Raw genomic sequence first — 11,231 nt, 5'->3', positions numbered from 1 at the left:
CTGCAGGAGGAAGACTCGAGGCACCCAGGAGGAGGACGCGATGCGAGCGATGGTGTACCGCGGGCCGTACAAGGTGCGGGTGGAGGAGAAGGACGTCCCGCCGCTCGAGCACCCGAACGACGCGATCGTGCGCGTGAGCCTGGCCGCGATCTGCGGCTCGGACCTGCACCTGTACCACGGGCTGATGCCCGACACGCGCGTCGGCACGACGTTCGGCCACGAGTTCGTCGGGGTGGTCGAGGAGGTCGGCTCCTCGGTGCAGCGCCTGCGGCGCGGCGACCGGGTCATGGTGCCCTTCAACATCTACTGCGGCTCGTGCTTCTTCTGCGCGCGCGGGCTGTACTCCAACTGCCACAACGTCAACCCCAACGCCACCGCCGTGGGCGGCATCTACGGCTACTCCCACACCGCCGGCGGGTACGACGGCGGGCAGGCCGAGTACGTGCGCGTGCCCTTCGCGGACGTCGGCCCCAGCGTCATCCCGGAGTGGATGGACGACGAGGACGCCGTCCTGCTCACCGACGCGCTCGCCACCGGGTACTTCGGGGCCCAGCTCGGCGACATCGCCGAGGGGGACGTCGCCGTGGTCTTCGGGGCCGGCCCCGTCGGCCTCTACGCCGCCCGCTCGGCGTGGCTGATGGGCGCCGGGCGCGTGATCGTCGTCGACCACCTGCAGGACCGCCTGGAGAAGGCGCGCGCGTTCGCCTACGCCGAGACCGTGAACTTCACCGAGCACGACGACGTCGTCGTCCTGCTGAAGCGGATGACCGACCACCTCGGCGCGGACGTCGCGATCGACGCCGTGGGCGCCGAGGCCGACGGCAACCTCCTCCAGCACGTGAGCGCCGCCAAGCTGAAGCTGCAGGGCGGGTCGCCGGTGGCCCTGAACTGGGCCATCGACGCCGTGCGCAAGGGCGCGACCGTCTCGGTGGTGGGCGCCTACGGCCCGGTCTTCAGCGCGGTCAAGTTCGGCGACGCGGTGAACAAGGGCCTGACCCTGCGCATGAACCAGACCCCGGTCAAGCGCCAGTGGCCGCGCCTGTTCGAGCACATCCGCAACGGCCACCTCAAGCCGAGCGAGATCGTCACGCACCGGATCCCGCTCGAGCACATCGCCGAGGGCTACCACATCTTCTCCGCGAAGCTGGACGGCTGCATCAAGCCGCTCATCGTCCCCGACGCCGCCTGACCGCCACCTCACCGCCGCCCGACCGCCGCCGCCCGAGGAGCCGAGACCATGGCCTACACCGCGGACAAGCCGCCGCTGCCGGAGACGCCCGAGCAGCTGAGGGCCCGCATCCCCGGGTGGGGGGTCGACCTGGACCCGAAGGACCGCCCCGCGGTGCCGAGGGAGCGCTTCGACCCCGCCGCCAGCGGTGCCCACTGGGACTTCCCCGAGCGCCAGGTGGAGCGGTGGCCGCGCGAGCGCTCGGTCGAGCACGCCTTCCTCCCGCCCGTCTTCGGCACCTCCTGCCCGCCCCGGGGCCTCTCGGGGGTGATGCGCAGGGCGGCGTACCGGTACAGCGAGGCCCGGGCCGCGCACTGGCTGGTGCTGCTGGCCGCCGACCGCGTGGACGCGGTGGAGCACCACCTGCGCTCGCTCGCCACGCTGCGGCCGGACGACCCGGTCACGCAGACCGGCGTGCTCAGCGAGCTCCGCCGCCACGGCGTCGCCTCCCGCGTCGGGCGCGGGCGCGCCGACGTGCGCCACCAGGCGCTGGACCCGGTGCTCGTCGCGGGCCCGTGGCTGCTGGCCGGCGGGCTCGGCTACGCCGCCGTGAGGGCGCTGGTCGGGTCGCGGCGCCCGTGACCGCCGGAACCCTCCCGCCGGCCGCCGTGGCGGGGCAGGATCAGCACAGGGGCTGGGGACGGCGGAGGCCGGAGGGGGCGAGGACCGGGGATGGGACCTGAGGCGGAGCTGGCAGCGGACACCCTGCAGAAGGCGCTGCGGATCAACCTGGACCCGCGCTGGTACGGCACCATCGCCGAGATCGGCGCCGGCCAGGAGGTCGCCCGCTGGTTCTTCCGCGCCGGCGGTGCCGCCGGCACCGTGGCCAAGACGATGTCCGCGTACGACATGTCCGTGTCCGACGCCATCTACGGCAGGTCCGAGCGGTACGTCTCGCGCGGGCGGCTGCAGGCCATGCTCGACCACGAGTACGCGCTCAACGTGGACCGCCTGACCGACGTGCGCGGCGACGACTCCTGCTTCTTCGCCTTCGCCGACACGGTCGTCGCCCGCAGCTACCGGGGCGGCAACGAGTGCCACGGCTGGATCGGCGTCCGCTTCCAGGCCCAGCCCCACGACGAGCCCAACCAGATCGTCATGCACGTGCGGATGCTCGACGACGACGCCGCGCTGCAGCAGGAGGCCCTCGGCGTCGTCGGGGTGAACCTGCTGCACGCCGCCTTCTTCCAGCGCCACGAGCCGGACCAGATCGTCGCCAGCCTGCTGGACCGGCTCTCCACCGGCCGCATCGAGATCGACGTGCTCCAGTTCAGCGGCATCGAGTTCCGCGGCGTCGACAACCGGCTGATGGCGCTGCGCCTGGTGCAGCTGGGCCTGAGCGGCGTGGCGATGTTCGGACCGGACCGGGAGGTGCTCCAGCCGAGCGAGGTGCTGCGCAAGCACGCCGTCCTCGTCGAGCGCGGCAGCTTCCGCCCGCCGACGGTCGTCAACATCGACATGCTCGACTGCGCCCGCAAGGAGTTCGAGCAGGACCCGGCCGTCGCCGGCAAGCCGGTGCTGCTGCTCACCGAGCTGACCATGCGCAACCTGCTGGCAGGCGGCGAGCAGGTGGACCGGCGCGACTTCCTGGCCCGCGCCGACCTGCTCGCCGCCTGCGGCACGACCGTGCTGATCTCCAACTACTACGCCTACCACCTGCTGGCGGCGTACCTGTCGGCGCGCACCAGCGAGCGCGTCGGCGTGGTCATGGGGGTGCCGAGCCTGATCACCCTCTTCGACGAGGGCGAGCACGCGCAGCTGCCCGGGGGCATCCTGGAGAGCTTCGGCCGGCTGTTCAAGAACGACCTCAAGCTGTACGTGTACCCGATGCTGGACCTCGAGACCGGCGACGTCGTCACCGTCGAGGACATGCAGGTCGAGCCCGGCCTGCAGCCGCTGTTCGACTACCTCGCCGGGCGCGGCAGCTTCGTGCACCTGGACGAGTACCGGCGCGAGTACCTGTCGATCCTGTCCCGGGACGTGCTCTCGCGGATCGCGACCGACGACGCCGAGTGGGAGGCGATGGTGCCGCCCGAGGTCGCCGAGGTCATCAAGCGCCGGCACTTCTTCGGCTACCGCAAGGACAGGACGCGGTAGCCGGCGACGGGCGGGATGCCGCCGCGCTCAGCGGACGCCCGGGCCGGCGGGTGCCCGCCGCGCGTCGGGCTCCGCCGTGCGCGGGCTCGCTGGGCCACCCGTCCCGCCTGGTCTGCGGTCGCGAGGTGACGTTCCCCTCCGAGCGCGGCCTGGCGGGCAGCCGGACCTGCTGCTGGGGATGCAGGCCGGCACCGCCCGCGGCGACCACACCGTCTCGCTCCCGGCGGGCTCGACGCTGGTCCTGCACAGCGACGGGCTCGTCGAGCGCCGCGGGGAGCACCTCAGCACCGGCGTCGACAGGCTGGCGCGCACGGTCCGGTCCCTGGCGGGGCCCTCCCTGCCCGAGCCGCTGCACGAGGCGGTGGGCCTGATGGTGGGCGCCACGGCCGAGGACGACACGGCCGTCCTCGGCGTCCGCCTCCACCCCGGGGGCCGCTGACTCGGCGCCGGGTCGCCGCGCCGCGCTGCGCCGCACCGTGCCGCTCCGGCGCTCCGGCGCTAGGTTGCGGCCATGACGGGCGCAGGCACCCCGGGAGGCGACGGCGCCGCGCGCGAGGTGGCGCGGCGGATGGCGGAGGCCGCGAGCGCGTGGCTGGACGGCCTCGACCCGGCGCAGCGCCGGGTCGCTGCCGGCGCCGTGCCTGCGGACGACGGCTCCGACGCCGAGCGCCGGCGCTGGTTCTACACGCCCACCGACCACGGCGGCCTGACGTTCCACGAGCAGCGACCCGCCCAGCAGCGGGCCGCGATGCGGCTGGTCGCCTCGGGGCTGTCCACGCCCGCGTACGTCACGGTGGCGACGATCATCGGACTGGAGAACGTCCTCGACCAGGTCGAGGGCTTCGTCACCCGCTTCGACCGCGAGCGCGGGCGGGACCCGGGCCTGTACTACCTGCGCGTCTTCGGCGAGCCCGGGGGCAGCGACCCCTGGGCCTGGCGGTTCGGCGGGCACCACGTCTCCCTCAGCAACCTGGTCGTGGACGGCGCGGTCGTGGCCACGACCCCGTGCTTCCTCGGCGCGGACCCGGCCACGTCGCCCCTGCTGGGCGGAGGGGTGAACCGGCCGCTGGCCCGGGTCGAGGACGCCGCCCGGGACCTGGTCCGGTCGCTGCGTCCCGAGCTGGCGTCGCGGGCCGTGCTGCTGCCCCGCGCGCCGTCGGACCTGGTCACCGCCAACCGCACGACGCTCGCCGAGGGGCAGCGGGTGATCCCGCTCGCCGGGATCTGGCGGGACGAGCGCTTCCCGGACCCGGTGGAGCAGGAGAAGCTGCAGGGCCTGAGCGACCGGATCGACGAGGCCGCCGGGTACGGCGACACCGACCACGCGGCCGTGGAGTACACCACCGCGCCGAAGGGGGTGGCGGCAGCGGAGCTGGACGCCGAGCAGCGCGAGCTGCTGCGGGTCCTGCTCGGCACCTACCTCGACCGCGTCCCCCCCGAGGTCTCCCCGGCGCGGCGCTACGACGACGAGGCCGCCCTCGACGCCGTGCACGTCGCCTGGGCGGGGTCCACGGCGCCCGGCGACCCGCACTACTACCGCCTGCAGGGACCCCGCCTGCTGGTGGAGTGGGACAACACGCAGCGGGGCGCCAACCACGCCCACTCGGTGTGGCGCGACCCCGGCGCCGACTTCGGCCTCGACGTGCTCGCCCGGCACCGCACGGCCCTGCACCGCGGAGCCTGACCCGGTCCCCTCGACGCACCGGGACGCCGCTGCTCCTGAGAGGTGACCTCCGCAGGTCGGCCCTATCGTCCTGGCAGGGGCTCCGCCCCACGCCGACGCAGGGGACTGATGGCCGCGCACCAGCAGCACCCCTCCACCCCGCCCGGCGGGGTCGGCACCGACACGCGGCGCGACGACGGTGGCGGCCTGACCGGCGCCGTGGTGGTCGTGGCGCTCGTCTCGGCGATCTCGGGACTGCTGTACGGCTACGACACGGGCATCATCTCCGGGGCGCTGCTGCAGATCACCGACGAGTTCGGCATCGGCACCGGCTGGGAGCAGGTGATCGCCGCTTCCATCCTGGCCGGCGCCGTGGTGGGGGCGCTGGTGTGCAGCCGCCTCGGCGAGCGGCGCGGCCGGCGCGGGACGCTGCTGGTCGTCGCGGTGGTCTTCGTCGTGGGCGCGCTCGCCGCCTCGCTGGCGCCCGACCCCGTCACGCTGTCGCTGAGCCGCCTCGTGCTCGGCTTCGCCGTCGGCGGCGCCACGCAGACCGCCCCCGTCTACGTCGCCGAGCTGGCGCCGACGAGGTACCGCGGCCGCCTGGTGCTGTGCTTCCAGATCGCCATCGGCGTCGGCATCGTCATCGCCACCCTGATCGGCGCCAGCCGGAGCATCGACTGGCGGGTGGCGGTCGGCGCGGCCTCGGTGCCCGCGGCGCTGATGCTCGCGCTGATGCTGCGCCTGCCCGAGAGCCCGCGCTGGCTCGTCGGGGCCGGCCAGGTCGAGCGGGCGCGCGAGTCGCTCGCGCGCGTACGCCCCTCGGGCACCGACGTCTCCGGCGAGCTCGACGACATCGGCACCCTGGTGCGGGCCGAGAGCGAGGCCAGCACCCGCGGCTGGCGGGGCCTGCGGGAGGCGTGGGTGCGCCCGGCCCTGGTGGTCGGGTGCGGCCTGGCGGTCTTCACCCAGCTGTCCGGCATCGAGATGATCGTCTACTACTCGCCGACGATCCTCACCGACAACGGGTTCTCCGACAGCGCGGCCCTGCGCGTCTCCGTCGCCCTCGGCCTGACGTACCTGATCACCCAGCTGATCGGGCTGGCCGTCATCGACCGCGTAGGCCGGCGGCGGCTGACCCTGCTCACCCTGCCCGGAGCCGCCCTGTCGCTGATCGTGCTGGGCACCTTCTTCGTCACCGGCAACGACGGCCAGGAGCAGGTGCCGTACATCGTCGCCACGCTGATCGCCTTCATGGCCTTCACCGCCGGCGGCATCCAGCTGATGGGCTGGCTCACCGGCTCGGAGATCTACCCCCTCGCCACCCGCGCCGCCGGTGCCGCGGCGCAGTCGGCGTCCCTGTGGAGCACGAACCTGCTCATCACTCTGACGCTGCTGAGCACCATCGAGACGATCGGCACCGGTCAGACCTTCTGGCTGTACGCGCTGTTCAACATCGCCGGGTTCGTCTTCCTGTACCGGCGGATGCCGGAGCTCACCGGCCGCAGCCTGGAGCAGATCGAGGGGCAGCTGGCGCAGGGCCGCTTCCGGCCCGCGGACTTCGCCCGGGCCCGGTAGCTCGGTACACCCACACCCCGGGACACGCACCCCAGCCGCGAGGCCGCGGGTCGGTGGTCACGGCCGGGCTCTGGGAGTCGACCGACGGCGCGACCGCCCTGGTGCTCACGTGGCACCACTGAGTCCGTGCCGGGCCGGCTCGTCCCCACGGGGGCCGGCGCGGGCGCCGCACGCGGTGGCGTGCGGGCCCCGCGGCAGGCGCGGTGACCGGGTGCCCGCAGATCGGGGTGCTGCAGCGGTCGCGTCCGCCGCCGGGTCGCCTCAGGTGTGCAGGGTGTCGCGAGGCAGGACGCCGTACCGGGAGCGGTGGGCGGCGCCGAGGTCGGTGACGGTGAGGGGTTCCTCGGCGTGGGCGTGCAGGTGTGCGACGGCGCGGCGCAGGGTGGCGGCCCGACGTTCCCGGCGCCGGGTGCGCAGTCGGTGCTCATCGTGGTGTTGGGCAAGCACACCAGGGCCGCGGCGGCCGGGGTGCGGGTCAGGTGGGCGCGCACCAGGGGGCTGGCGAGGGGGGATCGCGGTGCGGTGGCCTGGTCGTGGACCAGGCGCATCAGCCCGGCCCGGTACCGCTCGGCGCCCTCGTCGACGGCGACGTCGTCCCAGAAGCGCACCGCGGTGGCTCGTGCGCCGCCGGCCTGCGCGAGGTCGTGGGTGCTGGCGGCCTCGGCGATCGCGGACGAGGGCAGCGCGAGGGACCCGAACGTCGAGTCGGGGTCGAAGGTGGCGTGCAGGTCCTCTTCGGTGTCGTAGCGCCAGAGCCCACCGGCGGTGAGGAACGGCGGTCGCTGCCGGGGCGGGCGAAGGACGCCGAGCCGCTCAGCACGAGGGCGGTGATGAAGGTGTCCGCTGGCGCGGTGCGCACTCGTCCCTGCACGCCGTAGTGCAGCCGGGCGCTGGTCAGCGCCCCGGCGCTGACGCTGTCCAGGCGCAGCTCGAAGTCGGCGTCCGGGCGGCCGAGGTCGAAGCGGTTGTCCGCGTACGTGCGCGCGATCACCGCGCTGGCTCGCCCAGGTCGCGAGGTCCGGGCGGTCGAGCAGCCAGCCGCCCGGACCGCCGGTGGGCGCGGGGAGCTGCCCGGAGCGCGTGAGGCCGTCGGCGACCTCGCGCAGCCCGCGGGCGGTGTTCTCACCGGTCCGGGTCGGCGGGGTGGACGCCCGCTCAGGGGTGGGCTCGGACCTTCGGGGCAGCATCGCCGCTGGCCACGACGTGGTCGAGGAGTGTCCGAGGGGGGACTTGAACCCCCACCCTCTGTACGAGGACTAGCACCTCAAGCTAGCGCGTCTGCCTATTCCGCCACCCGGACCGGTGGCTCCGGAGCCTCCCGAGAGCGGTTCCGCAGCGGCAGCAGACTAGCACCGCTGCCTCGTCGCACCCCACTGCGTCATGCAGCGGACCCCGGCCCGACACGTGCAGTGGCTACCGTGCGGGCATGAGCGTCGACGTCGCCGAGAACGCGCCCACCGCCGCGGAGGTCGAGGTCGTCGACCTGTGCCGCGACCTGCTGCGCATCGACACCTCCAACTACGGCGACGGCTCCGGCCCGGGGGAGCGGGCCGCCGCCGAGCACGTGATGGGCCTGCTCACCGAGGTCGGCCTGGACCCGGAGCTGATCGAGAGCGAGCCCGGCCGCGCCAGCGTCGTCGTCCGCGTCGAGGGCGATCCCGCCGGCACCGCCGAGCGCGGCGCGCTGCTCGTCCACGGCCACCTGGACGTCGTCCCCGCCCGCGCCGCCGACTGGCAGGTCGACCCCTTCGCCGGGGAGGAGCGCGACGGCTGCCTGTGGGGGCGCGGCGCCGTGGACATGAAGGGGATGGACGCGATGATGCTCGCCGTCCTGCGCGAGGCGGTGCGCAGCGGGCGGCGTCCTCCCCGCGACCTGGTCGTCGCGTTCCTCGCCGACGAGGAGGCCGGCGGCCTCAAGGGCGCCCACTGGCTCGTGGACCACCGCCCCGAGCTGTTCGAGGGCGCCACCGCGGCGGTCAGCGAGGTCGGCGGCTTCTCCATCGACGTCGCGGGGCAGCGCTGCTACCTGCTGCAGACCGCGGAGAAGGGCCTGGCGTGGCTGCGCCTGGTCGCCTCCGGGCGCGCCGGGCACGGCTCGCAGGTCAACGACGACAACGCCGTCACCCGCCTGTGCCGGGCGGTCGCCCGCATCGGCGCCCACGAGTGGCCGATCGAGCTGACCCCGACCGTGCGCGCCTTCCTCGACGGCGTCAGCGAGATCACCGGCGTCGAGCTCGACCCGAGCGACCCGCAGCACCTGCTGGCCCAGCTCGGGACGACGGCCCGCTGGGTGGGCGCCACCCTGCGCGACAGCGTCAACCCCACGGTGCTGGAGGCCGGGTACAAGCACAACGTCATCCCCGGCACCGCGACCGCGCTCGTGGACGGGCGCTTCCTGCCCGGGCACGAGGAGCAGCTCGTGAGCACCGTGCGCGAGCTGGCCGGCGAGGGCGTGGCCGTGGAGGTCGTGCACCGCGACGTCGCCCTGGAGGCCCCCTACGACGCGCCGGTGGTCGACCGCATGGTCGACGCGCTGCTGGCGGAGGACCCGGGCGCCCGCGTGCTGCCGTACTGCCTCTCCGGCGGCACGGACAACAAGTCCTTCAGCCAGCTCGGCATCCCCGGCTACGGGTTCGCGCCGCTGCGGCTGCCGGCCGACCTCGACTTCGCCGGCCTCTTCCACGGCGTGGACGAGCGCGTGCCGCTGGACGCGCTGCGCTTCGGCACCCGCGTGCTCGACCGCTTCCTGCGCACCTGCTGAGCGGCGGGCCGCGGCGCTCGGGCGGCCGCCGCCCGCCGTCCGGCGCTCAGAGGGAGCGCTGGACCCGCAGGATCCGGCGGCGCAGCTGCACGGTGCGCGCGCCGCCGACGTACAGGCGCACGCGCGCCAGCTCCCAGCGGCCGTACTCGGCGTGCTCGGTGAGCAGCTGGCGCGCCTGCGCGCGGCTGGTGCCGCGGGGCAGGGTGATGGTGCGGTACTCGTACTCGGGCGCCGGTCGGCTCGGCTGCGGCAGGCTCGCGTCCCTCATCGGTGCCCATCATGCCCCCGGCCCGCTACGGTCTGCTGCATGGCGACCGACCCCCGCGCTGCGCTCGACCGATTCGTGGCCGCGCTGGAGGCGCACCTGCAGGCCGCCCAGCGCCGGCGCGGGGAGCAGGACCCGGCGGTGGAGGCCGCCTACCGCGCCCTGGCCGACGCCTTCGAGGCCTACGACGAGGCGCTGTACTCCGCGCACGACGAGGTCACCCCGTTCGTCCTCTACGACGACGTCGAGGACGCGGACGACGACGAGGACGCGGACGACGACGAGGACGCGGAGGACGAGGACGCCGACGAGGACCTCGAGGAGGAGGACCTCGACGACGCCGAGGACGACACCGAGGACGACACCGAGGACGACACCGAGATCGACGACGAGGCCGGGGACGACGCCCGCGGGGACGGGCCGGCCACGCGCCTGTGACCCGCGCGCCCACCTGTCGGCGCCGCGATCCCGGGGTCGTGGCCCGCGGACCCGGCGTGTCATCGGCACCGACCCCGAGACCGGCGCGGGGAACGGGCGCCGGCCCCGGGATCGACGGGGGAGCGGGCGGGCGCCCTCGACGCCGGGCCGAGCGTGACGAGGGCGTGCCTCATGCCGAGGAGGGGCGCGAGACGTCGTCCAGCGCCGCCCGGATCTCCGGGGGCAGGACGAGGTCCTCGACCTCCAGCGCCCCGAGCAGCTGCCCCGCCGTGCGCGCCCCGACCACGGCGGAGACGACGCCGGGGGAGTCGCGCACCCACGCCAGCGCCACCTCCAGCGGCGCGACCCCGAGCCCCTGCGCGGCCGTGCTCACCGCGTGCACCACGCGCCGGTGCTCGTCGCCGAGGTAGGGGCGCACCCACGGCGCCAGCTCGGCGGAGGTCGCGCGCGAGTCCGCCGGGGCGCCGCCGCGGTACTTGCCGGTCAGCACCCCGTGCGCCAGCGGGGCCCACGCCAGCAGCCCGAGGCCGTGGTGGGCGGCCGCGGGCACGACCTCGCGCTCGGCCGCGCGCTGCAGCAGGGAGAGCTCCACGGAGGCGGCCACGAGCGGGAGGCCGCGGGCGCCGGACGCGGCCGCCGCCGTCGCCAGCTGCCACCCGGAGTGGTCGGCCACGCCGACGTAGCGCGCCCGCCCCGTGCTCTCGGCCGCCTGCAGGGCGCGCAGCGTCTCCTCCACCGGCACCCACGGGTCCCACGAGTGCGCCAGCCACAGGTCCACGTGGTCGGTGCCCAGGCGCGCGAGCGAGCGGTCCAGGGCCGCGAGCATCGAGCGGGCCGAGCCGTCTGCGCGCCCCCAGCGCCCGCGCCGTCCCGCGTCGGGGCCGTGGCCGATGCCGGCCTTGGTGCACAGGACGACCTCGGAGCGGTCCACGTCCTCCGCGAGCAGGGCCCCCAGGACCGCCTCGGCGGCCCCGCCGCCGTAGCTGTCGGCGGTGTCGACGAGGGTGCCGCCGGCCTCGACGAAGGCCCGCAGCTGGTCGCGCGCCTCGTGCTCGTCGGTGTCGCGGCCCCACGTCAGGGTGCCCAGCCCCAGGGGTGACACCCGCAGGCCCGACCGCCCGACGTACCGCTCCTCCACGCCCGGCAGGCTAGCGGCGGCGACCGCAGCGCGTGGCGGATCGCCCCGGCCGCGACCTCGCGCTCG

The 11,231-nt window shown here is 75.1% G+C and carries 11 protein-coding genes and 1 tRNA gene; 8 read left to right on the top strand and 4 right to left on the bottom strand.

All coding sequences use genetic code 11. The annotated features are described in order from the left end of the window. The first annotated feature begins 40 nt into the window (after positions 1 to 40). The 6 genes from BLS82_RS07980 to BLS82_RS07955 all read left to right on the top strand — a co-directional run bounded on the left by BLS82_RS07980 (position 41) and on the right by BLS82_RS07955 (position 6,563). On the top strand, positions 41 to 1,189 hold the full coding sequence (locus BLS82_RS07980; RefSeq protein WP_092863757.1) for a zinc-dependent alcohol dehydrogenase: 1,149 nt from the start codon (positions 41 to 43) through the stop codon (positions 1,187 to 1,189). Between the two features lie 48 nt (positions 1,190 to 1,237). Continuing rightward, complete coding sequence (locus BLS82_RS07975; RefSeq protein WP_092863754.1) at positions 1,238 to 1,810, top strand: hypothetical protein; 573 nt, start codon at positions 1,238 to 1,240, stop codon at positions 1,808 to 1,810. 90 nt (positions 1,811 to 1,900) lie between these two features. Next, positions 1,901 to 3,325, top strand: coding sequence for a nicotinate-nucleotide adenylyltransferase (locus BLS82_RS07970; RefSeq protein WP_092863751.1), 1,425 nt, complete (start codon positions 1,901 to 1,903; stop codon positions 3,323 to 3,325). Positions 3,326 to 3,401: 76 nt separating this feature from the next. Further along, a complete protein-coding gene (locus BLS82_RS07965; RefSeq protein ID WP_092863748.1) occupies positions 3,402 to 3,764 on the top strand; it encodes a SpoIIE family protein phosphatase in 363 nt (120 codons plus the stop codon). A gap of 72 nt (positions 3,765 to 3,836) precedes the next feature. Continuing rightward, positions 3,837 to 5,009, top strand: coding sequence for a DUF3500 domain-containing protein (locus tag BLS82_RS07960; protein ID WP_092863745.1), 1,173 nt, complete (start codon positions 3,837 to 3,839; stop codon positions 5,007 to 5,009). 108 nt (positions 5,010 to 5,117) lie between these two features. Next, positions 5,118 to 6,563, top strand: coding sequence for a sugar porter family MFS transporter (locus BLS82_RS07955; protein ID WP_092863742.1), 1,446 nt, complete (start codon positions 5,118 to 5,120; stop codon positions 6,561 to 6,563). Positions 6,564 to 7,110: 547 nt separating this feature from the next. Here the strand turns inward: BLS82_RS07955 and BLS82_RS16760 are convergent. Both BLS82_RS16760 and BLS82_RS07945 read right to left on the bottom strand, forming a co-directional pair. Further along, positions 7,111 to 7,554, bottom strand: a complete 444-nt coding sequence (locus BLS82_RS16760; RefSeq protein ID WP_176818992.1) for an AraC-like ligand-binding domain-containing protein — start codon at positions 7,552 to 7,554, stop codon at positions 7,111 to 7,113. 224 nt (positions 7,555 to 7,778) lie between these two features. Further along, positions 7,779 to 7,863 (bottom strand) — tRNA-Leu (locus BLS82_RS07945). A 126-nt stretch (positions 7,864 to 7,989) separates the two neighbouring features. Here BLS82_RS07945 and BLS82_RS07940 point away from each other — a divergent pair. Then, complete coding sequence (locus tag BLS82_RS07940) at positions 7,990 to 9,324, top strand: M20/M25/M40 family metallo-hydrolase (RefSeq protein ID WP_092863736.1); 1,335 nt, start codon at positions 7,990 to 7,992, stop codon at positions 9,322 to 9,324. A 46-nt stretch (positions 9,325 to 9,370) separates the two neighbouring features. Here BLS82_RS07940 and BLS82_RS07935 read toward each other — a convergent pair whose 3' ends face one another. Further along, complete coding sequence (locus BLS82_RS07935; protein WP_092863733.1) at positions 9,371 to 9,592, bottom strand: DUF5703 family protein; 222 nt, start codon at positions 9,590 to 9,592, stop codon at positions 9,371 to 9,373. Between the two features lie 39 nt (positions 9,593 to 9,631). On the opposite strand from BLS82_RS07935, the gene BLS82_RS16375 reads away from it, so the two are divergent. Then, positions 9,632 to 10,027, top strand: a complete 396-nt coding sequence (locus tag BLS82_RS16375; protein ID WP_176818991.1) for a primosomal protein — start codon at positions 9,632 to 9,634, stop codon at positions 10,025 to 10,027. A 169-nt stretch (positions 10,028 to 10,196) separates the two neighbouring features. Here the strand turns inward: BLS82_RS16375 and BLS82_RS07925 are convergent, their stop codons facing one another. Next, positions 10,197 to 11,165, bottom strand: coding sequence for an aldo/keto reductase (locus BLS82_RS07925; protein WP_092863730.1), 969 nt, complete (start codon positions 11,163 to 11,165; stop codon positions 10,197 to 10,199). Positions 11,166 to 11,231: the final 66 nt, after the last annotated feature.

Source organism: Quadrisphaera sp. DSM 44207, from assembly GCF_900101335.1.
In the GTDB taxonomy this organism is placed as follows: Bacteria; Actinomycetota; Actinomycetes; order Actinomycetales; family Quadrisphaeraceae; genus DSM-44207.
Note: the sequence above shows the minus strand (reverse complement) of the source record. Positions and strands in the feature narration are given on the sequence as shown.